19 protein-coding genes are annotated in these 23,535 nt (G+C 61.6%); 9 read left to right on the forward strand and 10 right to left on the reverse strand.

Annotated features, from left to right (window positions below; all coding sequences use genetic code 11):
• Positions 1-43: 43 nt before the first annotated feature.
• Together TRIHO_RS06515 and TRIHO_RS06520 are read left to right on the forward strand one after the other, a co-directional pair.
• The gene (locus TRIHO_RS06515; RefSeq protein WP_068241436.1) at positions 44-469 is read left to right on the forward strand and encodes a GlcG/HbpS family heme-binding protein; all 426 of its coding nucleotides are present in this window, start codon (positions 44-46) and stop codon (positions 467-469) included.
• A gap of 228 nt (positions 470-697) precedes the next feature.
• Positions 698-1,474 carry a gamma-glutamyl-gamma-aminobutyrate hydrolase family protein gene (locus TRIHO_RS06520; protein ID WP_068241571.1) on the forward strand — a complete coding sequence of 259 codons (777 nt, stop codon included), beginning with the start codon at positions 698-700 and terminating at the stop codon, positions 1,472-1,474.
• A gap of 74 nt (positions 1,475-1,548) precedes the next feature.
• On the opposite strand, the gene TRIHO_RS06525 is transcribed toward TRIHO_RS06520, so the two are convergent.
• Complete coding sequence (locus TRIHO_RS06525; RefSeq protein WP_068241438.1) at positions 1,549-2,301, reverse strand: SDR family NAD(P)-dependent oxidoreductase; 753 nt, start codon at positions 2,299-2,301, stop codon at positions 1,549-1,551.
• 398 nt (positions 2,302-2,699) lie between these two features.
• Between TRIHO_RS06525 and TRIHO_RS06530 the strand changes: the two genes are divergently transcribed.
• The 3 genes from TRIHO_RS06530 (at position 2,700) to TRIHO_RS06540 (ending at position 7,341) form a co-directional block, all read left to right on the forward strand.
• Positions 2,700-4,274 carry a Re/Si-specific NAD(P)(+) transhydrogenase subunit alpha gene (locus tag TRIHO_RS06530; RefSeq protein ID WP_068241573.1) on the forward strand — a complete coding sequence of 525 codons (1,575 nt, stop codon included), beginning with the start codon at positions 2,700-2,702 and terminating at the stop codon, positions 4,272-4,274.
• A gap of 15 nt (positions 4,275-4,289) precedes the next feature.
• Positions 4,290-5,723, forward strand: coding sequence for an NAD(P)(+) transhydrogenase (Re/Si-specific) subunit beta (locus tag TRIHO_RS06535; protein ID WP_068241440.1), 1,434 nt, complete (start codon positions 4,290-4,292; stop codon positions 5,721-5,723).
• Between the two features lie 337 nt (positions 5,724-6,060).
• Positions 6,061-7,341 (forward strand): DUF3422 family protein, encoded by a 1,281-nt coding sequence (locus TRIHO_RS06540; RefSeq protein WP_068241442.1) that lies wholly within the window; start codon positions 6,061-6,063, stop codon positions 7,339-7,341.
• Between the two features lie 64 nt (positions 7,342-7,405).
• On the opposite strand, the gene TRIHO_RS06545 is transcribed toward TRIHO_RS06540, so the two are convergent.
• The 3 genes from TRIHO_RS06545 to TRIHO_RS06555 form a co-directional block, all read right to left on the reverse strand.
• A complete protein-coding gene (locus tag TRIHO_RS06545; RefSeq protein ID WP_068241443.1) occupies positions 7,406-8,398 on the reverse strand; it encodes an ABC transporter permease in 993 nt (330 codons plus the stop codon).
• Positions 8,391-9,398, reverse strand: coding sequence for an ABC transporter permease (locus TRIHO_RS06550; RefSeq protein WP_068241445.1), 1,008 nt, complete (start codon positions 9,396-9,398; stop codon positions 8,391-8,393). Before TRIHO_RS06550 ends, TRIHO_RS06545 begins: the two co-directional genes overlap by 8 nt.
• A 193-nt stretch (positions 9,399-9,591) precedes the next feature.
• Positions 9,592-11,289 carry a peptide ABC transporter substrate-binding protein gene (locus tag TRIHO_RS06555; RefSeq protein ID WP_068241448.1) on the reverse strand — a complete coding sequence of 566 codons (1,698 nt, stop codon included), beginning with the start codon at positions 11,287-11,289 and terminating at the stop codon, positions 9,592-9,594.
• A 385-nt stretch (positions 11,290-11,674) separates the two neighbouring features.
• On the opposite strand from TRIHO_RS06555, the gene TRIHO_RS06560 reads away from it, so the two are divergent.
• The 3 genes from TRIHO_RS06560 to TRIHO_RS06570 all read left to right on the forward strand — a co-directional run bounded on the left by TRIHO_RS06560 (position 11,675) and on the right by TRIHO_RS06570 (position 16,179).
• Complete coding sequence (locus tag TRIHO_RS06560; protein ID WP_068241450.1) at positions 11,675-13,495, forward strand: ABC transporter ATP-binding protein; 1,821 nt, start codon at positions 11,675-11,677, stop codon at positions 13,493-13,495.
• Positions 13,496-13,498: 3 nt separating this feature from the next.
• Positions 13,499-14,668 carry an acetylornithine deacetylase gene (gene argE / locus TRIHO_RS06565; RefSeq protein WP_068241452.1) on the forward strand — a complete coding sequence of 390 codons (1,170 nt, stop codon included), beginning with the start codon at positions 13,499-13,501 and terminating at the stop codon, positions 14,666-14,668.
• Between the two features lie 347 nt (positions 14,669-15,015).
• On the forward strand, positions 15,016-16,179 hold the full coding sequence (locus tag TRIHO_RS06570) for a M20 aminoacylase family protein (protein ID WP_068241454.1): 1,164 nt from the start codon (positions 15,016-15,018) through the stop codon (positions 16,177-16,179).
• A 129-nt stretch (positions 16,180-16,308) separates the two neighbouring features.
• On the opposite strand, the gene TRIHO_RS06575 is transcribed toward TRIHO_RS06570, so the two are convergent.
• The 4 genes from TRIHO_RS06575 to moaA all read right to left on the reverse strand — a co-directional run bounded on the left by TRIHO_RS06575 (position 16,309) and on the right by moaA (position 20,296).
• Positions 16,309-16,698 (reverse strand): hypothetical protein, encoded by a 390-nt coding sequence (locus TRIHO_RS06575; RefSeq protein WP_068241456.1) that lies wholly within the window; start codon positions 16,696-16,698, stop codon positions 16,309-16,311.
• Between the two features lie 154 nt (positions 16,699-16,852).
• A complete protein-coding gene (locus TRIHO_RS06580; RefSeq protein ID WP_068241458.1) occupies positions 16,853-17,935 on the reverse strand; it encodes a glycosyltransferase family 4 protein in 1,083 nt (360 codons plus the stop codon).
• A 10-nt stretch (positions 17,936-17,945) separates the two neighbouring features.
• Positions 17,946-19,280, reverse strand: a complete 1,335-nt coding sequence (locus TRIHO_RS06585) for a 3-deoxy-D-manno-octulosonic acid transferase (protein WP_068241460.1) — start codon at positions 19,278-19,280, stop codon at positions 17,946-17,948.
• An 8-nt stretch (positions 19,281-19,288) separates the two neighbouring features.
• Positions 19,289-20,296 carry a GTP 3',8-cyclase MoaA gene (moaA, locus tag TRIHO_RS06590; protein WP_068241462.1) on the reverse strand — a complete coding sequence of 336 codons (1,008 nt, stop codon included), beginning with the start codon at positions 20,294-20,296 and terminating at the stop codon, positions 19,289-19,291.
• A gap of 105 nt (positions 20,297-20,401) precedes the next feature.
• On the opposite strand from moaA, the gene TRIHO_RS06595 reads away from it, so the two are divergent.
• A complete protein-coding gene (locus TRIHO_RS06595) occupies positions 20,402-21,025 on the forward strand; it encodes a hypothetical protein (RefSeq protein ID WP_068241464.1) in 624 nt (207 codons plus the stop codon).
• 12 nt (positions 21,026-21,037) lie between these two features.
• On the opposite strand, the gene TRIHO_RS06600 is transcribed toward TRIHO_RS06595, so the two are convergent.
• Positions 21,038-21,727 carry a DNA alkylation repair protein gene (locus TRIHO_RS06600; RefSeq protein WP_068241466.1) on the reverse strand — a complete coding sequence of 230 codons (690 nt, stop codon included), beginning with the start codon at positions 21,725-21,727 and terminating at the stop codon, positions 21,038-21,040.
• Positions 21,724-23,532, reverse strand: a complete 1,809-nt coding sequence (gene glmS, locus TRIHO_RS06605; protein ID WP_068241468.1) for a glutamine--fructose-6-phosphate transaminase (isomerizing) — start codon at positions 23,530-23,532, stop codon at positions 21,724-21,726. Before glmS ends, TRIHO_RS06600 begins: the two co-directional genes overlap by 4 nt.
• Positions 23,533-23,535: the final 3 nt, after the last annotated feature.

Here is a 23,535-nt window from a genome sequence, read left to right on the forward strand (position 1 = left end):
GAGACCTCGGCCCGTTTGAAATGAAAACTAAAGAGTGGACCCTATGACACTGACCCTCGATCACGCCCGTACCATCATCGAAATTGCCCGTGCCAAGGGCCGGGAAATGAGCCTCAAACCGTTGTCTGTCGTGGTGCTCGATGCGGGCGGGCATGTGCTGGCCTTCGAGCGCGAGGATGGCGCCTCGCCCGGGCGGTTCGCAATTGCACAGGGCAAGGCGTACGGCGCCGTGATGCTGGGCATGGCTGGAACCGCGCAGATGGAACGGGCCGAGCAGCAGGCCTATTTCATGGCAGCGGTGAACGGGGCCTTTGGCGGCCAAGTTGTTCCGGTCCCGGGCGGCGTTCTGGTGCGTGACGGCAGCGGTGCCGTGGTCGGCGCGGTCGGCGTCACCGGAGACACCTCGGAGAAAGACGCCATGGCGGCGCAGGCAGGGATTTCCGCTGCCGGGCTGACGGCAGAGATCTGACGGTCGATTTGATCTGTGGTCCAGTGTCGACGGTGCCATGACGGGCACAGTCGACATTGGGCCCGCGGCCGATCCTGCCTGAAAAAACAGCAGATTATTCGGAACTTTGGTTGTGCGCAGGCGAACAGGTGCTTGCGCCAATGCTGGGAATTGCGCGCAATTTTGCCATCAACATAATGTGTGGTGAGATCCAATTTTCGTTTTCACCCTGTTGTGGAGTCCTCTCTCGTGCGCCCCAAAGTCGGCATTATCGGCAATTCCTACCTGATCAACGATCAATATCCGACCCATGCGGGCGGGACGATGAATTCCGAAGCGGTGGCGCATGTCTGCGGCTGTCTGCCGCTGCTCATCCCGACCGACCCGCGGTTTTTCTCGGTCGAGGAACTGCTGGAATGCTTTGATGGGTTCTTGCTGACCGGGGGACGTCCGAACGTACATCCCGAAGAATACGGCGAAGACCCAACTGCGGCGCATGGCGATTTTGATCGTGCCCGCGATGCCATAACCTTGCCTCTGGTGCGGGCCTGTGTCGAACGCGGCCAACCGTTTCTGGGGATCTGCCGCGGCTTTCAGGAAGTCAACGTGGCCATGGGCGGCACGCTCTACCCGGAAATCCGCGACCTGCCCGGACGGATGAACCACCGGATGCCACCCGATGGCTCCATCGAGGAAAAATTTGCCCTGCGCCACCCCGTGACGCTGACCGAAGGCGGGGTCTTTCACCGGCTTCTGGGGGCAACCGAAGTGATGACCAACACGTTGCATGGTCAGGGGATCAAGACCCCCGGCGCGCGGATCGAAATCGAAGGATACGCCCCGGATGGAACGCCAGAGGCGATCCATGTGAAGGACGCCCCCGGCTTTACCCTCGCGGTTCAGTGGCACCCTGAGTATCGCGCCGGCGAAGACCCGGTGTCGCGACCGCTGTTTGAGGCCTTTGGCGCCGCCGCGCGGGCCTGGTGCAGCGGTGTGCGACCGGCGGCGCTGCAACGGTCCGCCTGAGTTCGGCGGCTGAGCTCAGGACCCGAAAAACTGACTCAAGGGCGGCCTGAAAGGCCGCCGCAAGCGCCGGGCGATCAGGTCTGACCGCCCGCAATCTCAATCGTCTGACCGCTGACAGATTGCGATTCTGGCCCACATAGCCAAAGCGCCGCCGCCGCGATCTCCTCTGGGGCGATGAGCCGTTTGTGGCGGTTCGATTTGACCATCATCTGCAGCGCCGCGTCCTGATCAATACCGGCCCGATCCGCGATAGAGACCGTGTTGCGCGCCACAATGGGCGTATCCACATAGCCGGGACAAATGGCGTTAAAGGTAATGGGCGTGCCGAGATAGTCCTCGCTCAGCGACCGCGTCAGACCGATCAGCCCGTGTTTGCTGGCAGTGTAACATGGCGCGCCCTTCAGGCCCCGCACCCCGGCGATAGAGGAAATGGTCAGCACCCGTCCCCAGTCGGTCTGATGCATGGACTTCAGACATTCCCGAATGGTCAGAAACGCCCCGTCGAGGTTGGTGGCCATCATGTTGCGCCAGAACTCCAGGCTCATCTTGTGCAGCGATTGACCTTCGGCGACGCCTGCATTTGCCACACAGATCTGAACCGGACCCCGCACCTCCACCGCACGCGCGACGGTGGTGCGCACCGCCTCTTCGTCGCGGACATCCATCGCCATCGGATGCAGGCCGGATGTTGCGACCTGCTCCAGAACCTCCTGTCGGCGGCCGGTGATTGTGACCTCTGCACCCGCAGCCGCGAGGGCTTGGGCGATCGCCAACCCGATGCCGGTTCCGCCGCCGGTGACAAAGGCGTGTTTTCCTGAAATACTCATGCTGTGGTCCTCCTCTGCAGGAGCCTAGCCGCACGGTATCGCGAGGCAAGCGCGCCGTGTCGTCACACCGCCGACACGGCGCGCTGTTTTGTTTGGTCGCCGCGGGCAGGCGGCCCCTGAATCAGGCCAAAAACATGCCGGAAACAGAGGTTGTTTTGCCGCATTTGGCAAAAAAACGCGATATTTGCTTTTCATTGTCGGGAACTTCTGTTGCTTTGAGCGCGCGTGGCGTGAGGCCGGAGAAGATCGCTCCCGGGGGACCGGGATGTGCAAGACCACCCGGCTTTTTGCCGCGACGCAGCAAATGGCTTGCGTAACAATCTTGCGCGCTCTATTCAGGGTATTTGCGAAACGTGCGCGTCCGACCATTGGGGTGGATGCAGACAGGGGGAAGACTGGTGAAAATAGGCACACCGAAAGAAATAGCCGAAGGCGAAGCCCGCGTTGCAATGACGCCGGCCTCTGCCCGGGATCTGCAAAAGTTGGGATTTACCTGCTGTATCGAAAGCGGTGCAGGAGACAAGGCCGGGTTCTCTGACGCGGCCTATGAGGAGGCTGGCGTCGAGATCGTCAAGACAGCCGCCGCATTGTGGAAATCGGCAGATATCATCGCCAAGGTGCGCCAGCCAAGTGAGACCGAACTGAAGCGGCTGACCAAGGCCAAGACCCTGATTTCCTTCTTCAACCCCGGTGGCAACGAAGAAGGTCTGGAGCTGGCCAAATCCAAAGGCGCCACCGTGATCGCCATGGAAATGGTACCCCGGATCTCGCGCGCGCAGAAGATGGACGCGCTGTCGTCGATGGCCAATATCGCCGGTTACCGCGCTGTCATGGAAGCGGGCAATAATTTCGACCGTTTCTTCACCGGTCAGATCACCGCCGCCGGCAAGGTCCCGCCAGCCAAGGTGCTGGTGGTAGGGGCAGGGGTTGCCGGTCTGGCGGCCATTGGCACCTCGACCAGCCTTGGCGCCGTCACCTATGCCTTTGACGTGCGCCCCGAAGTGGCAGAGCAGGTCGAGAGCATGGGCGCCGAATTCGTCTATCTCGATTTCGAGGAAGAACTGCAGGACGGGGCCGCCTCCGGGGGTTACGCTGCTGTGTCCAGCCCGGAATTCCGCGAAGCACAGCTGGCCAAATTCCGCGAGCTGGCACCCGAAATGGACATCGTCATCACCACGGCGCTGATTCCCAACCGCGAGGCGCCCAAGCTCTGGCTTGCCGATATGGTCGCCTCGATGAAGCGTGGGTCGGTCATCGTCGATCTCGCGGCTGAACGCGGCGGTAACGTCGAAGGAACCGTAAAGGACGAGAAGATCGTCACCGAAAATGGCGTGACCATCGTCGGTTACACGGATTTCCCGTCCCGGATGGCGGCGCAGTCCTCCACGCTTTATGCGACCAATATCCGCCACATGATGACGGATCTGACGCCGGAAAAAGACGGTCAGGTCGTGCACAATATGGACGACGACGTGATCCGTGGTTCGACCGTGACCCATGCCGGAGAAATCACCTTCCCGCCGCCGCCGCCCAAGATCCAGGCCATCGCGGCCCAGAAAAAAGCCGAGGCCCCAAAAGAGCTGACGGCAGAGGAAAAACGCGCCGCCGAAGTCGCGGCCTTCAAGCAGCAGACCAAGAACCAGGTCACGCTGCTGGTCGTCGGCGCGGCACTCCTGCTGGCGGTTGGTCTGGTGGCCCCTGCCAGCTTCATGCAGCATTTCATCGTCTTTGTGCTCGCGGTTTTTGTCGGTTTCCAGGTGATCTGGAATGTCAGCCACTCGCTGCACACCCCCTTGATGGCGGTGACCAATGCGATCTCCTCGATCATCATTCTCGGCGCGCTGATGCAGATCGGCTCTGGCTCCTGGCTGGTGATCCTATTGGCGTCCCTGTCGGTCTTTATGGCCGGGATCAACATTTTTGGCGGCTTCCTGGTGACACGGCGCATGCTCGCCATGTTCCAGAAATCGTAAGGCGGGAGAGAGATTATGGATTTTGGATTCACAACGGCGGCCTATGTGGTCGCGGCTGTCCTCTTCATCCTCAGCCTGGGCGGTCTGTCGGGGCAGGAAAGCGCCAAGCGCGCGGTCTGGTACGGGATTTCAGCCATGGGTCTGGCGGTCTTCGCCACCCTGATCGGACCGGGGTCCGGCCTGTGGCTGCTGTCGCTGGTCCTGATCGGGGCTGGGGGGGCGATTGGCTATATGTTGGCCTCGAAGGTCGAGATGACCCAGATGCCGGAACTGGTCGCAGGCATGCATGCGCTGGTCGGTCTGGCGGCGGTTCTGGTCGGCTTTAACGCCCATATCGAACTGGGCCGGGTGCTGGCGATGGACGAGGGCGCGCGAAAGACGCTCGAAGGCTTTGCTGCTCTGCTGGCCAAGAAAGACAGCGTCGAGATCAATATCCTTCGGGTCGAGGTCTTCCTGGGCGTCTTTATTGGCGCGGTGACCTTCACCGGGTCGGTCATCGCCTATGGCAAGCTTTCGGGCAAGGTCTCCTCGGCGGCAACCAAACTGCCGGGCGGTCACATGCTGAACATCGCGGCGGCAGCGGTCTCTCTGATCTGCCTGTTCATCTATCTCGGCTCCGGTGGCTTCCTGCCGTTGTTGGTGATGACACTGGCGGCGCTGTTCATCGGCTATCACCTGATCATGGGCATCGGCGGTGCCGATATGCCGGTGGTGGTCTCCATGCTCAACAGCTATTCCGGCTGGGCGGCTGCGGCGATCGGCTTCTCCCTTGGCAATGACCTGTTGATCGTGATCGGCGCGCTTGTTGGCTCCTCGGGGGCGATCCTCAGCTACATCATGTGCAAGGCCATGAACCGCTCCTTTGTTTCGGTCATCCTGGGCGGCTTTGGTGGCACCAAGGGCCCCGCCATGGAGGTCGAAGGCGAACAGGTGGCGATTGACGCCGAGGGCGTGGCCAGCGCGCTGGATGAGGCGGACAGCATCATCATCATCCCCGGCTACGGGATGGCGGTGGCGCAGGCCCAGGCCAATGTTGCGGAGCTCACCCGCCGCCTGCGCGCCAAGGGCAAGACCGTGCGCTTCGCGATCCATCCGGTTGCGGGGCGCCTGCCCGGCCACATGAACGTGCTGCTGGCCGAAGCCAAGGTGCCCTATGACATCGTAATGGAAATGGACGAGATCAACGAGGACTTCCCGGAAACGGATGTTGCCATCGTGATCGGCTCCAATGACATCGTGAACCCCGCCGCGCAGGAGGATCCCAATTCTCCCATCGCGGGCATGCCGGTGCTCGAATGCTGGAAGGCCAAGCAGGTCTTTGTCTCCAAACGCGGTCAGGGTACGGGCTACTCCGGGATCGAGAACCCCCTGTTCTTCAAGGAAAACACGCGGATGTTCTATGGCGATGCAAAACAGTCTTTGGGCAGTTTGCTGAACCTGATCGACTGAACGCAAACCATATGACACCACGCAGGGGGCGCTCCAATCGGGGCGCCCCTTCGGCTTTCACCTTTTTGAAAATACCTTGGGGGAGGCCCGAAAGGGCCGGGGGCAGCGCCCCAAAATAGGCGCCGTCCCGCCAAACGCGCGGGACGGCGCGCGGTCCCGCCCTGATCCGGGTGATCCGAGCCACCCACCCGCGTCCGTGCCACATTTGAAACGATGAAGACGTATCTTGACCGCTCGGTATACCGCCGCATTCCGCTAACATATTGATTGTGTAGTAAAACTTTACAACATCGGTCGCTTCCGCCTAGGGTTCGGCATCTCGAACCGGAAAGATGCCATGGCCGCAATAGAAGATCACCCCCTGCGTTTCCAGCTCGCGAATGAGCTGCATGCCCGTCCGTTTCCAACCATCACCGTGCCGTCAACCCTGGCCTATCTCGCGGTCAAACAGCCCAAGGAAGCCGTGCACCGCGACCGGTCGCTGGACCTGCAACACCTGAAGGATCTGCTTGATCGCCACGGGGCCGCCCATCCGCAACCGGGGGCAACGCATCATACGGTTCAGCTTGGGCGTCACACGCTGAAGTGGGAACAGCATACCGAATTTGTGTCCTACACGCTGCATGGCGAAGGGCAGGGGGACCGCGCCTTTGATCCGCAGGATTTCGATCTCTTTCCGGCTGAATGGCTGGCCCGTGCACCGGGGCAGCGCATCACCTCGGCGTTGATCCGCATCGTGCGACGCCCTGATGATGCCGAGATCAAAGCCAGAGCAAAGGACTGGTTCGTCCCTGAAAGCCTGGCTTTATCGGCAGTGCTGGACGACAATGCGGTGGTGGCGGCGGATTTTCGCATCGACCCGGCCGGTCATATGCGGTTTGCGCTGTTTGCCAATGCCGATACCGGGCCACAGCGGGTGGGGCGGGTGGCGCAGCGTCTTTGCGAGATCGAAACCTACCGGGCGATGTCGATGCTTGGGTTTTCAAGGGCGCGGGACCTCAGCCCGACCATCAGCACGCTGGATGCGTCGCTGTCGGAAATGATGGGCGAGATGACACGGGGAGATGCGCCCTCCGAACAGACGCTGGGTCAGCTGCTGACAGTCTCTGCCGAGTTGGAAGCGATGGCGGCGCAGTCGGCCTTTCGCTTCGGGGCGACAGGCGCCTATGAGGCGCTGGTCCATCAGCGGATCGCGGTGTTGCGAGAGACGCGGTTCGAGGGGTTCCAGACCATGGGAGAGTTCATGCAGCGTCGGTTTGAGCCGGCCATGCGCACGGTGCAATCCACCGGCAAGCGGTTGGAGGTCCTGGCAGACCGGGCCCGGCGCGCGGGCGAGCTGTTGCGCACGCGGGTCGATGTGGAACGCTCTGCCCAGAACCAGGCGTTGCTGGAAAGCATGGACAAACGGGCAGATCTGCAATTGCGGCTGCAGCATACGGTCGAAGGGTTGTCTGTCGTGGCGATCAGCTATTACGCGGTGTCGCTGGCGGCCTATGCGCTTTACCCGCTGGCCCAGGCGCTCGACCTGAGCAAGGGCATGATGACAGCCATCCTGACGCCGCTTGTGATCGGAGCGGTTTTTCTGGCGGTGCGACAGGTCCGCAAGAAACTCCACTGACGCGGGGGGATAAAAAAGGCCGCCCTGAGAGGCGGCCTTTTCAACATGTTTCGAAGGTCAGGCGTCAGCGGCCCCGAATGCGCGGATCAAGCGCGTCGCGCAGGCCATCGCCAAGGTAGTTCACTGACAGCACCGTCAGCGAAATCAGGATGCCGGGCCAGACCACCCGCTCGGGGAACAGGGTCATCCGGTCCACAGCGTCGTTCAGCAAACGGCCCCAGGTCGGAAAATCCGGTGGAAAGCCGAAACCGAGGAAGGACAGCGCCGACTCGGTGATGATCGCGGTGGCAATCCCGAGCGTCGCAGACACCATGATCGGCGACATCACATTGGGCAGGATATGCCGGGTGATGATATTGCTGGGTTTGGTGCCGATAGAACGCGCCGCGAGCACGAATTCGCGCTCCTTGATCGCCAACACATCGCCGCGCACGATCCGGGCTGTTGGCATCCAGGAGGTGATCCCGATCAGGCAGACAATCAGAACAAACACCCCGCCTTCCGGTCCGATCGACTTGGACAGTGCCTCGCGGAACAAGACGGCCGCGACCAGGATCATCGGCAGCAGCGGCAGCGCCAGGAAAAGATCCGTCAGGCGCATCAGAAGGCCATCCAGCTTCTTGAAGTAGCCCGCCATAACGCCGATCAGGCTGCCCAGGATCAGTGCCAGGATCATCGCAGCCATCCCGACGGCGAGAGAGACCCGCCCGCCGAACATCAATCGTGCCAGCGTGTCCCGGCCAAGGTTGTCTGTGCCCAGCGGATAGGCCCAATCCATCTTGGCGCCGCTGTCCCACAGGATGTGGTAGATCGGACGCATGTCACGCAGCTTGATGAAATCGCGGCCCGTGGGCACGAATTTCGCATCGTTCCAGTAGACAAAAGGGCCAACCACGACGCCAAGGACGATCACCAGGAACAGACAGGCGCCAAAAAGCGCGCCGCGGTGGGATTTGAACTGCACCCAGATGTCGTGCCACTGGCTGCGGGGGGGGGACGCTGGTTCGGTCTGCACGCTGGAGTGCTGCACCGGTTGGTCTTTGGCAGCTTCAGTCATAGCGGATCCTCGGGTCGAGAATGCCATAAAGCACATCGGCGATGAGGTTGAACATCACGATAAGCACGGCAAAGATGAAAGTCAGGGTTTGTACCATCGGCAGATCGTTGGCCTGAATGGCACCGATCAGCAATTGTCCGATGCCGTTCACCTTGAACACCTGTTCGGTGATGATGGCGCCGCCAAAGATCGACGGGATGCCAAGGGCGATGACGGTGACGACCGGGATCATGGAATTGCGCAGCACATGCACCATGACCACGACATATTCGCCCAGCCCCTTGGCGCGCGCGGTGCGCACATAGTCCTGATTGAGGTTGTCGAGCATCGAGGCGCGCATGAAACGTGACAGCTGCGCGGTGATCTGCAACGCCAGCACCATGACCGGCATGACCATCTGTTGGAGCTGCTTGACGAAGCTCTCCCAGCTGTTGACCACCAGCGTGGTGTCATAGATCGACGGGAACCAGCCCAGCTGGACCGAGAAGATCACGATCACCAGCACGCCCGAGAAAAACGGCGGCACGGAAAATCCGACCATCGACACGAACGTGCCGAGTTGGTCGAACCAGCTATACTGGCGATAGGCGGAATAGATGCCAATCGGCAGGGCAATCAGGATCGCGACGATATAGGCGGTGCCCACGACCGACAGGGTCTGCGGCAGACGTTGGACAACGATGTCCATCACCGGCGACCGGGTCTGCCAGGAGATCACACGCAGGTCGCCTTGGGAAAACGTGGTGCCAAAGATATGATCCACCAGAACCTGTGGTTCGATCCAGAAGAACTGCACCAGCCATTTCCAGAACCGGATATGGACGGGTTCGCCCAGACCCAGGGCCATGCGCATCTTTTCTTTGACTTCGGGGGGGACGGTCAGGGGGACCTGGGCCATCGGGTCGCCGGGGGCAAGCTCCAGCAACAGGAAGATCACCAGACTGATAAACAGCAGCGTTGGGACTGCGAGGATCAGCCGTCGGATGGTAAAGGTCAGCATCAGCCGGGCGCCTTTGCAATTGGGAGGTGTTGAGGTCCGCTTTTACCCCGGCCAGAGAGGCCAGGTCGCGTCATCGCGCTGTCATACGATCTCTTGAGGCGGCGGACAACGCAGGATGTCAACGGAAAGACCACGTTAAGACCAGTGGGCCCCGGAACAGTGTCCGGGGCCCCTGAAGACTGCGGTTTGACGCTTACTCGGCGCGGAACCAGTCCGCTGCATTCCACAGCTCGCTGTCCCATACGTTCAGGTCAACGCCGCCGAGGGAGTTGGCATGCGCGGACAGACGGCCACGGTGCACCAGCGGGATCATGCCGCCTTTTTCGAACACGATGGTGTTCAGCTTCTGGCCGATCTCGATACGCTTGGCCATATCGGCTGTCGCGGACAGCTCGGCGTGCAGGGCATCGAATTCCTCGTCGCAGAAGCGGGAGATGTTTTCACCCTGCCACTGGGTCTCGGGGCGCGGTGCCTTGTCGCACAGACCGTTGCCGAAGTAGGACTGCGGGTCGGTGCCGTTAAAGGTGTTGGCGTACATTTCCACGTCCGCATAGAACTTCTGGAACGTGTCCGGGGAGCCGGGGTCACCACCAAAGAAGACGGACGAGTTGATGTTGCGCAGCTCGGACTCGATGCCGATTTCGCTCCACCACTGTTTGATCAGCGCCTGGAAGTCCTGACGGACGGCGTTGGTCGAGGTCTGGTACAGCAGTTTCAGCGGGGTGCCATCTTTTTCGCGGATGCCGTCGCCATCGGTGTCGACGATGCCAGCTGCGTCAAGCATGGCGTTGGCACCGGCGATGTCCTGGGTGTCACAACCCTCGGGGTTGATCGCAAAGGCTTCGGGTGCGGGAACCCAGGAGCAGGACACGCGGCCCGCTTTGCCATAGCCGATCTCGACCAGCAGGTCGCGGTCGATCGCCATCGACATGGCCTTGTAGACGGCCGGGTCAGACAGGAACGGGTGCGGACGGATCACGGAGCGTTCTTCGGGACCAAGGTCGGCAGACGGGTTGGTGTTGTTGAGCATGATCCGCTCCAGCAGCGGACCAAAGCCTGCAACGGCCTTGCCCTTGCCGCCGGCTTCCATCTGGGCGATGACGTCGGGCGCCAGCTGGAGGTTCCAAGCGTAGTCGAATTCGCCGGTTTCCATAACCGCACGGCCCGCAGCAGTTGCGTCGCCGCCGCCTTTGAACAGAACCTTGGCGAAGGCCGGTTTGGCCGGATCGCGATAGTTCGGGTTCGCGGACAGGGTGATCACGTCGTTGGGTTTGAACTCATCCACCACAAACGGGCCGGTACCGATCGGGTTGAAGTTCGCCTCGGTGCACTCAGGGGCCTTGGCGCCCATGCATTCGCTGAACTGAGCGGCCTGCAAAATCGGGCTTTCGCCACCGACAAAGGGGCCATAGGGGAACGGGGTGGCGCTGCCGAAGTTCACCACAACGGTCAGGTCATCGGGGGTTTCGACCGATGTCACGCCTTCGAATTTGGTGACTTGCGCGCAGCCACCTTCGGGGTGGGTGCAGTAGTCATAGGTGAATTTCACGTCGCCCGAGGTGAAATCGGACCCGTCGGACCATTTCAGACCTGGTTTGATCTTCCAGGTGATTTGGGTCAGCTCTGCGTTGACGCCGCCGTTCTCAACGGTCGGGACCTCTTCGACCAGCCATGGCACCATTTCGCCGCTGGAGTTGTAGCGCGCCAGCGGCTCGATCACGAGCGATGCGGCTTCAATGTCCTTGGTCCCGCCAGACAGGAACGGGTTCATGATGGACGGGGCCTGCCAATAGATGATGCTGACCTGACCATCTGCGCCACGCTCGGCGAAGGCCGCCGGGGAAAAGGCTGTCGCGGCGACAGCTCCCAGCAAAAGCGTTTTCAATTTCATTGCACTCTCCTTGTCGGAACCGACGTAGTGTTTTTGTTGTGTGGGCCACGCATCGTTGAATGGGACAGCCCTGCCGTTGCTACGGCTTCTTCCCACGGCAGCAGGCGCCACCGCAGTCATAAAATGCGTCAACCAAGGACGTTTGGATGTCAGAAATGACGGTGCACACCGCACCGGCCGGATCGGTTCGGTTTGCCGAACCTGTTTTCATAACCCCCTGTCGCCTTTGGCGTTCACTGCCATCATCGAAGCAGAGTTTTCAAAAAATGCAAGACCTGCTTAACATGAAAAAGAGTACGGGGGTTTGACGGGTCAGACTGCTTCGGCTTAGATCGCGCCCAACGGGTGCCACCAAGGCACCGCCAAAAACAGACAGGATACGCGGATGCTGGACCACCCCATTGCACAGATCAAAGGCCTCCGGGTTGAGTTTCAAACCAAGGACGGGCCTGTCGTCGGGGTCGAAAATGTGTCCTTCGACGTGCGGTCTGGTGAAACTTTGTGCATCGTGGGGGAGTCGGGGTCGGGGAAATCCGTATCCTCGCTTTCCCTGATGCGCCTTGTGGAGTATGGCGGCGGCACCATTGCGGGCGGCGAGTTGCTGTTCGATCCAGGCGATGGAAAGCCGGTCGATCTGGCCAAGGCAGAAACCGATATGATGCGCCAGATTCGGGGCAATCAAATCGGGATGATCTTTCAGGAACCGATGACGGCGCTGAACCCGGTCTTTACCGTCGGGCGCCAACTGACCGAAGGTCTGCGCATCCACAAGAAGATGTCTAAAAAAGAGGCAACCGCCCGCGCCATCGAAATCTTGCGCGAGGTGCGTATCCCCGAGGCAGAGCGCCGGATGACGCAATACCCGCACGAACTGTCGGGGGGGATGCGGCAACGAGTCGTGATTGCCATGGCGATGGCCTGTGAGCCGCGCCTGCTGATCGCGGATGAACCGACCACGGCGCTTGATGTGACCATTCAGGCGGAGATCCTCGCCCTGATGGACCGGCTGAAACGCGATACCGGGACGGCGGTGATGTTCATTACCCACGATATGGCCGTGGTCGCTCAGATGGCGGACCGGGTGGTGGTGATGTACCGCGGCAACAAGGTTGAGGAGGGCACCGTCCACGAGATCTTTGACGCGCCCAAACATGACTACACAAAATCCCTGCTGGCGGCGGTCCCGAAACTTGGCGAGATGCGCGGCAAACCCTATCCGGAACCGATGAAGCTGATGGGCGTCGCGCAGGCCGAGATCAAACCGATCAAGGGCTCGGATCAGGTGTTGCTCAATGTAGAGAACCTGGTGACGCGGTTCCCGGTCAAGGGCGGGCTGCTGCGCCGGACCGTGGCGCAGGTTCATGCGGTCGAGGATGTCTCGTTCAAGGTCTTCAAGGGCCAGACGCTCAGCCTTGTGGGGGAATCTGGCTGCGGTAAATCCACCTGTGGCCGGTCCCTGCTGCGCCTTGTCGAACCGAACGCGGGCAAGATCGAATTCGAGGGGCGCGACATTCGGGCCCTGAACCCGCGCGAGCTGCACAAGGCGCGTCTGGACATGCAGATGATCTTTCAGGATCCCTTTGCCTCGCTGAACCCGCAGATGCAGTTGCAGGATCAGGTTGCCGAGCCGCTGAAGAACTACGCCATCGCCTCCGGTTCCGAATTGCAGGACAGGGTTGCGGCCCTGTTTGACCGGGTGCATTTGCCCCGCAGCTTCATGCGGCGGTTTCCGCACGAGATGTCGGGTGGTCAACGGCAGCGGATCGCGATTGCCCGGGCGCTCGCCCTGAACCCGAAATTGATTGTGGCGGACGAGGCCGTGTCGGCGCTGGATGTATCGGTGCAGGCGCAGGTGCTCAATCTGATGATGGAGTTGCAGGCCGATCTCGGGCTGTCCTTCCTGTTCATCAGCCACGATATGGCCGTGGTGGAACGTGTCAGCCACCAGGTTGGGGTGATGTACCTTGGTCGGTTGGTCGAAATCGGTCCGCGCGAGCGGGTCTTCGAGAACCCGGCCCATGCCTATACTCAGGCGCTGATGAGCGCCGTTCCGATCGCCGATCCGAAACAGCGCAAGAGCGAGAAAGACCTCAACTTCAAACCGATTCCGTCGCCGATCCACCCGCTTGGCTACACGCCGGAGCCGTCGCAATATATGGAAGTCGAACCCGGTCATTTTGTCCTGACGACCGATGCAGGATATTGAGGAATGACAGTCGAACGCCTGTCCCCTTTGGACCTTATGACGCGACTGGTGTCCTTTCCGACCGTGAGCCGGGACACCAACAGGCCACTGATCGACTGGGTGGCCGCCTACCTGTCGGACCACGGAATCGAACACCACATCTGGGTCGATCCGGAGCAGCCGGAAAAGGCCGGGCTATATGCGCATGTCGGCCCCCGGATCGCGGGGGGGCTGGTTCTGTCCGGCCACACCGATGTGGTGCCGGTTGACGGGCAGGACTGGTCCAGCGACCCTTTTGTGGTCGAGGAACGCGAAGGCAAATACTTCGGCAGGGGCTGTGCCGACATGAAGGGGTTTGATGCGCTGGCGCTCTGGGCGCTGGTCGAAGGGCACTACCGCGATCTGAAACGCCCCTTGCAACTGGCCTATACCTTTGACGAGGAAATCGGCTGCACCGGCGCACCGCCGTTGATTGTTGAAATGCAAAAGCACCTGCCAAAGGCAGAGGCGGTGATCGTCGGAGAGCCTTCGATGCTGAAGGCGGTGACCGGCCACAAGGGCGGCGCCGGGTTTGCAACGCGGATTGTCGGCCACGAAGTGCACAGTTCGCTGATGCATCAGGGGGTCAGCGCCATCATGGAAGGCGCCCGCCTGATCGACTGGGCCAATCAACGCAATGCTGAGAATCGCAGCAAACCGGCCACGGATCTGGCCGCGATGTTTACTCCGCCCTGGACCACCTGCCATGTCGGTATGGTCTCGGGTGGCACCGCCCACAACATCACCGCAGGCGAATGCCGGTTCTGGATGGATTTCCGCGTGGTTCCCGGCGAGACGCTGGCGCAGTGGGAGGCCAACTACCGGGCCGAAGTCGCGCAGGTCGAGGCGGCCATGCAGGCCGTTCATCCCGACACCCGGATCGAGGTCGAAAAGGTCTTTGACGTGCCCGGACTGGTGCCCGAAGAAGACGGTGCGGCGGAAACGCTGGTGCGCAGCCTGACCGGTGACAACGGCCGTCACGTGGTCAGCTATGGCACCGAGGCGGGACAGTTCCAGCAGGCGGGCTATTCCGCAGTTATCTGCGGTCCCGGCGACATCGCCCAGGCGCATCAAGCGGATGAATTCATAACCGTGGCGCAATTTCAGGCCGGTCATCACCTGATGCGGGATCTGTTGGACCGACTCGCCCGCTGATCCCAGCGCGCTAGGTTCAGGAGTGGACAGGCCCGGGGCAGAACTTGGTCAGGCAGACGATAATGACAGGCCTGATTGCTCTGCTCGCCGGGCCGGGACGGAGCAATGGACTGGGCTGCGCTGATGAAACCTCGGGCAGATGTGTCGCTCTGTGGTTCATCTGTGCAGTTAGGCTTGCGTTCATTGCGCCGTTGAGTCACAGATTTCGCTAACACGTTAAAGAAAGTGCCTCATGCACGTCCGAAACCGCTTTGCCGGGCTTTTTTCAAAAGCTGCGGCACGGGGGTCACAAGACCCGGGCAGGCGTCGAACAGCAGGGGCCAATTGGAATAACATGGAGAAAACAGATGCCCGTCAAAAACCGTTTTGCTGAACTGCAGGCAGAAATCACCGAGTGGCGCCGAGACCTTCACGAGAACCCTGAAATCCTGTTTGAGACCCATCGCACCAGCGCGCTGGTGGCAGAGAAACTGACCGCATTTGGCTGTGACGAGGTCGTTACCGGCATCGGGCGCACCGGGGTTGTCGCGGTGATCAAGGGCAAAACCGACACCTCTGGCAAGGTGATTGGTCTTCGGGCCGATATGGATGCGCTGCCGATCCACGAAGAAACCGGGCTGGACTATGCCTCCAAGACGGCCAATGCCATGCATGCTTGCGGCCACGATGGCCACACGGCGATGTTGCTGGGCGCGGCGAAATACCTGTCCGAGACCCGGAACTTTGACGGGACGGTCGTGCTGATTTTCCAACCCGCCGAAGAAGGCGGCGGCGGCGGCAAGGAAATGTGCGACGACGGTATGATGGAGCGTTGGAACATCCAGGAAGTCTACGGCATGCACAATTGGCCCGGCCGCCCGGTGGGCAGCTTTGCCATCCGTCCGGGTGCGTTTTTTGCAGCAACGGACCAGTTCGATATTACATTCTCCGGGCGGGGCGGTCATGCGGCCAAACCTCAGGAAACCATCGACACAACCGTGATGGCCGCCCAGGCCGTACTGGCGCTGCAGACAATTGCGTCGCGAAATGCTGATCCGGTGCAACAGATTGTGGTGTCGGTGACCTCCTTTGAGACATCATCCAAGGCGTTCAACGTCATCCCGGCCCGCGTGCAGATCAAAGGGACCGTGCGCACGATGGCGCCCGAAGTCCGCGACCTGGCTGAAAAGCGGATCAAGGAGATCTGCGCGGGTGTCGCTGCGACCTTTGGGGGCGAGGCGGATGTGATCTACTACCGCGGCTACCCCGTCATGGTGAACCACGAGGAACAGACCGAATTCGCGGCGAAAGTGGCGCGCGACGTGTCGGGCGGATGCGACGATGCGCCGTTGGTCATGGGCGGCGAAGATTTCGCCTTCATGCTTGAGGAACGTCCAGGCGCATATATTCTCGTGGGGAATGGCGATACTGCTGCCGTCCACCATCCGAAATACAACTTTACCGATGATGCAATCCCTGCGGGCTGCAGCTGGTGGGCCGAGATTGTCGAACAACGGATGCCAGCCGCCTGAACCCGCCGCACGCTCCTGGATCAGCGTTCACTAAAAAAGGGGGCCATTAGCCCCCTTTGTCGTTTGCGCGACGCTCTTTTGTGTCACGGAAAGCAGGACAGCCCGGACGGCTGCCCTGATACACGTGGTTTATTGATCGTAGCTACGGCCGATCAGGGCGCAACGTTCGAAGCCATCCGGCAGGCTTTCGGTACATTCCTGCATAGCGGCGATATCGGCCGCTTTCTGGTCGTCAAAACCCCAGGACTGCCCCACCGGAAGCACAGCAGCGGGTTTTTCACAATCCAATGTCACGCCAGCCGGATAAACAGGGACCGCATAAGAGCCATAGCCATCGGTCTTGGCCGCCCAATTGGCCAGATTTGACCTTTCGCGATCACAGATGCTGGCATCAATTTCCAGAATGCGGGGATTTTTGACGATCACAGGGGCCTCGGCCTCGCTCTGTGCCAGGACAGGGGTGCTCAGGGCCAGTGCGGACCCAAGGGTTACAGCGGTCAGCGAAAGTGTCTTAAACATCGGAACCTCCATGTCATGGGCTACCATGACTTTGACTAATTGAATTCGGCGTCTCGTCACGCCGTCTGATCAATCAACGTATTGGAGGCGCGGAATGTTCCTCTGGCCGTGTAATTTTCTGAATGTTTGATTTGGAGGTACTGTGGAGGTTTATTTATTTCAACGTGTTAGCTGGCGGCGTTTGCGACAGGAGCGCGCGGTAGATTTCGATAATCGCGGCTGCCTCGCCTTCGAGGCGGAAGTTGCCGCTGACATGACTGCGTGCGGAGTGTGACATTTTCTTCAGTTGTGCCGGATCGGAGAGGCAGGAGATAATGTCCGCGGTGATCTGGTCCAGGTCTTCGATCTCGCACAACGTGCCGGTTTCGCCGGGGATCACCAATTCCTCGAACGCGCCGACGCGGGTGGCGACTGCGGGGACGCCGCAAGCCATTGCTTCCAGCGGAGTGAGGCCAAATCCCTCCCAGCGCTGCGGCGCCACGTAGAGGTCCAGTGCCTGAAAATGGCGCGGCACATCTGCGACAGGGACCTCATCGCGAAACAGGATCCGGTCGGCAAGACCCGCGTTTGCGACCTGCGCTTTCAGGTCATCGAGAAATGCCGCGTTGTCGGCCGTCGCGCGCCCCATCATCAGGCCGTGCACTTTTGGATTGGCGCGGCAGGCCGAAATCATCGCTGCGACGAACAGGTCATTGCCTTTTTGATGGCGGATCCGGCCAAAACAGCCGACCAGAAATCCATCACTGGGAAGGTTCAGGTCGGCACGCAGGGCGGCCCGATCGGTGACCGGGCAAAAGAGATCGCAATCAATGCCGTGACGGATGACGGTTGCATCCCGCTCCAGGTAGCCTGCCGATTTCGCCGAGGTGGCAATGACAGCATCCATTCGCCGGATCAGCCAACGGGTGAACCCGGTGTGGCGGCGTTGCGCGGCAGAGGTGAACAGCAGCTTGAGTTTCTTGCCCAACAGGTATTTCAATGCCAGCCCGGCAACCATTTCGTTGTTGCGGCGGGCGTGCCAGACGCGGTGACCGGACGGCCCACGGCGCGACATGGTCCAGAGCGCATCAGGTGTCACCTGCGGCACGTCCGGCGGCAGATCCGGCGCGGCGGCGCAGATGGCAATGTCCCGTGCCTGAATTGGCACCAGGCGGATCACCGTCGAGGTCACGCCCGAGTAGCGTTTTTTGAAATTCGGCGCGATCACGTCGATCTGGCTGAGGTTGATCTGGCTCATGGGGCGCCCTTCATGTGGCCGGTGGCAATTGTTCAAGCAACGTGGCCACGGTTTTATCCATCCGATCCGATTGCTGTGCCAGAAAGGCACGCCCCCGGTCGCGGGCTGTGTCTAGGGCAGCAGGGTCCCGCAGCCAAGCATCGACTGCGGCTGCCAGCGTTTCGGCGTCGTTGATTTCGCGGGCCGCGCCCAGTGCGCTCAGTTCGGCAAAGGACTCGGCGAAATTAAAGGCGCCCGGACCGGTCAGGACGGCGCCGCCGAGCTGCAACACCTCAAACGGGTTGTGGCCGCCGATGTCGCGCAGGGAACCGCCGAGAAAAACCAGCGGGCAGAGGCTGTACCAGATCCCGACTTCGCCCAGGGTATCGGCAAGATATACCTGGGTCGAGGTGCGGGGCAGGGCGTCCCGGCTGCGGCGGACCGAGGTCAGGCCCGCATCGGCGATCAACGCTTCGATGTCGTGCCCGCGCGCCGGGTGTCGGGGGGCCAGCAACAGCAGCAGGTTCGGACGCTCGACCAGCAATTCCCGATGCGCGCGCAGGATGGCTTCTTCTTCGCCGGGATGGGTTGAGGACGCCACCCAGACGGGGCGGTCCCCGATGGCCTGTCGCACCTGCGTAAGAACGGTCTGGTCGACCGGGAGCGGGTCCGAGAGCGCCTTGAGGTTGCTGCCGCTTTGAACGCGGTCAGGGTCGGCGCCCATGGCCAGCAGATTGGTCGCGGTCTGGGTGTTTTGCGTCAGCAGCAGTTGGAATTGGTCCAGCAGAAAACGGGCTGTGCGGCGGTGTTTCGTCCAGCGTGCCACCGATTTCGGCGACAGGCGCGCATTGAGCAGCAGCAGGGGAACCCCGAATTTGCGTCCTCGCACCAGCATGTGCGGCCAGAGTTCGCTTTCGACAAATACACCAAGGTCTGGGCGCCAATGCGCCAGATAGCGATCCACGGCGGCGGCTGTGTCCAGCGGCGCGAACTGATGGCGACAGCGCGGCGGCATGCGTTTTGCCACCAGATCCGCCGAGCTGGGCGTGCCGGAGGTAATGAGGAATTCCAGATCCGGCACCGCGTCGCCAAGTCTGCGGATGAGGGTCAGCACTGAAAGGCTCTCGCCGACCGAGGCGGCATGGAACCAGATCAGCCGCCCCTTGGGACGCGGCAAGCTGGCATGACCGAGGCGTTCGCGAAGCCGCGGTTCCGCCACCCCCGCCGCGCGGAGCTTCCTGGCCACGCTGCGCCATACCGCTGGCCGTATCGCGGCGCTGACCGCGCGGTAGAGAAAATAAAGCAGTGTCGGGCGCGCGGGCTGTCGCCGGGCGGCGCCTGTCGGGAACGGATCTTGCCGGGACATGTTCGTCCCTACCCGCCGGTATGGCTCATGTGGCGCGTCATCTGACCATCCACCGTCTGCCGGGAATAGTCAAAATCGTGCCCTTTGGGTTTGAGGTTGATGGCGGCGCGGATGGCCTCTTCCAGCGGGGCCTCCGTGTCGGGGTGATCGCGCAAAGGCGCCCGCAGGTCTGCCATGTCTTCCTGGCCAAGGCACATATAAAGCTCGCCGGTGCAGGTCAGGCGCACCCGGTTGCAGCTTTCACAGAAATTATGGCTCAGCGGGGTGATGAAACCGATCTGCTGCCCGGTCTCTTCCAGCCGGACATAGCGCGCCGGGCCACCGGTGCGCTCGGCAAGATCGGTCACTTGATAGCCGTCTTCATAGGCTTTGCGCACATCCTTCAGGGACCAGAACTGACCGATACGGTTTTCATTGCCAATGTCACCCATTGGCATGACCTCGATCCATGTCAGGTCAATCCCGCGCGAGGCGCACCACTGTGTGATCGAAAACAGCTCGTCCTCATTGAACCCCTTGAGCGCAACCGCGTTGATCTTGACCCGCAGGCCCGCTGCCTGCGCCGCGTCGATGCCGCGCAGCACCTGGGGCAGGCGACCCCAACGGGTGACTTCGGCGAATTTCGCCTCGTCCAGCGTGTCGAGCGACACGTTGATCCGGCGCACACCTGCATCAAACAGGGCCTGCGCGTGTTTTTCCAGCTGGCTGCCGTTGGTGGTCAGTGTCAGTTCCTTCAGGGCGCCGCTGTCAAGATGGCGGGTCATGGAGCGGAAGAATGTCATGATGTCTCGCCGCACCAGCGGTTCGCCGCCGGTGATGCGCAGCTTTTCAACGCCAAGCGACACAAAGGTCGAACACATGCGGTCCAGCTCTTCCAGCGTCAGAAGGTCTTTCTTCGGCAGGAAGGTCATGTTTTCCGACATACAGTAAACGCAGCGAAAATCGCAGCGGTCAGTAACCGAGACCCGAAGGTAGGTGATCGCGCGTGCGAAGGGATCAATCAAAGGTGCTGTCATGGAACCATAGGTAAGCGGCGAATGCGCTCAGGACAATAGCGTCGCGGGTTTCAAATGGTGCCATTCTGTCTGGCGTCGGTGGCACGGGGCGGCTAGGGTCGCGGCATGACTCGTATTACTCTCAACACTCTGACGTTTTCGGTGCTGCTGTTCGGCGGTGTTTCCGCGTGCAATCCCATCGGGGGCGTGCATCTGAACTCGCAGGTTCTGCAGGGGCGTGGCTCCGGCGTCGAGCTGGAACCGCTGTCCTTGACGCGGGGCAGCCGGAATGCCGGTGCGGACACCGAGCGCCAGAACGACACGTCAGGGAGCACCGCGTCCTGGGCGGCATCAACCGAGGCGGCGCCTGGTGCCGCAGATGCGCCAATGTCCGCAATCATTGAGGCCCCCGTTGTCAGCACAACCGAGGTCGCGTCGTCCTCCGTCACCCCGCCGGCGCCACAGCCCGCGCCCGCGCCGATCGTCGCCTCCGCGCAATCCTTCGCGGGACAGCAAACCACCGTGGTCGGTTTGGGCGATCCGGGGCGCGATGGGCTTTGGATGGAAACGCCGCTGGTGACGTCGCGCCGCAATGCACGGCTGAGTGCGCCCAATGGTAAGAGCGTTGTTGTCACGCTGGAGCCGATTGCCGGTGACGCAGGACAGGGCAGCCGCCTGTCCATCGACGGCATGCGCGCGCTTGGGTTGCCCTTGACGGAACTTGTCGAGATCCGCGTCGGCCCGGCCTGATCTCAGGCGGAGTTAGTCCTTGAGGTATTTTGCCGCTTCTTTGCGGGCAAAGCCTTTCATCTGGGCACCATGGGCGTGGAGAAAGGCGCGGGTCCGGTCGGGGTCGTGTTTGGACAGGTCGCGCAACCACCAACCAATGGATTTCTGGATGAACCAGGCCCGGTCGGCGACATAGCGCCCGGCCCAGCCGAGGATCCGGTCGCGGGCTTCCAGCTCCGCAGGCTTTGGATTCACCATCTTCGCCCAGGGCAGGGTCGCCACCAGGGCCGCCCGCCGCGTCCACATATGCTCCGCCGTGGTCCAGGTTTCGACCAGATCGAGCCGGTCTGGTGCCGCCTGCAACCGCTTGCCCAGGGCAGAGGCCGCGTGGTCCGCAATGGCCCAGCTGTCGAACTCCGGCACCCAGCTTACCAGCAGTTCCCAGGGGGGGGTGTCGGGTTTGATCCGCGCTTGCGTCAACAGTTTCGCCGCGAGGATTCGGGCCTCGAATATGTCGCTCGCCCAGAGCTGTGCGGCCAATTCGACACGGGCCTCCAGGTCACACGTCTGTCGCAGATCGCGGGCCAGCGTATTCAGAACCTCATTGCTGACGCCCAGCACCTCGCGGGTTTGCTTGTGATAGGCCGTCATCTGGGTGGCGCGTTCGCTATCACGGCCCTGCCGGAGCGTGTCGAGCGTCTCTTCGACCGGGGGCAGGGTCATTCGACGGTCACGGATTTGGCGAGGTTGCGGGGTTGATCCACGTCGGTGCCCTTTGCGATTGCGGTGAAATAGGCGATTTGCTGCGCGGGAATCGCATAGAGGATCGGGGCGAGCGTCACTGGCGCCCGTGGCAGTGTGATGACCTCGGCGGTTCCTTCCGAGGCCTCGCGCGCGCCGTCCGGGTCGGTCACCAGCACCACGCGCCCGCCGCGCGCCATCACCTCCTGCATGTTGGAGATCGTCTTTTCAAACAGGGCATCCTTGGGCGCCATGACGATGACGGGGACGGTGTCGTCGATCAGCGCAATCGGCCCGTGTTTCAATTCGCCGCTGGCGTATCCCTCGGCGTGAATATAGCTCAGTTCCTTGAGCTTCAGCGCGCCCTCCAGCGCCAGCGGATAAAGCTGACCACGTCCGAGGAAAATGATGTCGCGCGCAGTGGCAAGGTCGCGGGCAGCACTGGCGATCTGTACTTCCGATGCAAGGGACTGGTGGATCAGCCCGGGCAGGGCGCGCAGGTCATCCGGCATCCCGGCAGGCAGCGGCAGCCCGCGCGTCTGGGCGGCTTTCAGCGCCAGCAGCAGCAGCACCGTCAGCTGGCAGGTAAACGCCTTGGTCGACGCAACCGAGATTTCGGGTCCGGCATGGATCGGCAGAACAACGTCGCTTTCGCGCGCGATGGAGCTTTCGGGCACGTTGACCAGACCGGCAATCACATCGGCCTTGCCCTGCATGTAGCGCAGCGCTGCCAGCGTGTCGGCGGTCTCGCCGGACTGGCTGACAAAAAGCGCCAGCGTGCCGGGGCTGACCGGGGGTTCGCGATAGCGGAACTCAGAGGCGACATCGACCTCGACCGGCAGGCGGGCGATGGTCTCGAACCAGTATTTCGCAACCATGCAGGCGTAGTAGGCGGTGCCGCAGGCAACCAGCGAAAGGCGCTCGATCTTGCTGAAATCCAGCCCCTCGGGCAAGGTGATCACATCCTGATCGTCCAGAAAGGCCCTGAGTGCCTTGTCCACGGCGACCGGCTGCTCGGCGATTTCCTTGGCCATGAAATGCTTGTGGCCATCCTTGTCGACGCGGGTGTTTTCCAGTGTGATCTGACGCAGCTCGCGATTGGCCAAATGACCCTTGCTGTCCCGGATTTCCAGGCTTTGGCGGGTCAGAACGGCGAAATCGCCTTCTTCCAGATAGGTCACCTGATCGGTCAACGATGCCAGCGCGATGGCATCCGATCCAACATACATCTCGTCGTCACCATGGCCGATTGCCAACGGCGATCCCTTGCGGGCGGCGACCATCAGATCTTCTTCGCCATCGAACAGGAAGGCCAGCGCAAAAGCACCGTCCAGTTGCGCGACAGTCTTGCGGGCGGCCTCGACCGGGCCGGTGCCATCGCGCATGTGAAACTCGCACAGCAAGGCGACGGTTTCGGTGTCGGTCTGTGTGGCAAAGGTGATGCCGTGGCCCGCAAGCGTGGCGCGCAGATCCTTGAAGTTTTCGATGATGCCATTGTGGACCACCGCGACGCGCCCGGCCTGATGCGGGTGGGCATTGGTCACGCTCGGCGCGCCGTGGGTCGCCCAGCGGGTATGGCCGATGCCCGATTTTCCCGGCAGCGGATTGTGCACCAGTTCGTCAGAGAGGTTCACCAGTTTGCCGACCGCGCGGCGGCGATCCAATTTGCCTGCATTGACGGTCGCAATGCCGGCGCTGTCATAGCCGCGATATTCCAGCCGTTTCAGAGCCTCTACGAGGATCGGAGACACCTCGTGGCTGCCCAGAACTCCAACGATGCCACACATGGC

This window comes from Tritonibacter horizontis (assembly GCF_001518015.1).
Taxonomy (GTDB): domain Bacteria; phylum Pseudomonadota; class Alphaproteobacteria; order Rhodobacterales; family Rhodobacteraceae; genus Epibacterium; species Epibacterium horizontis.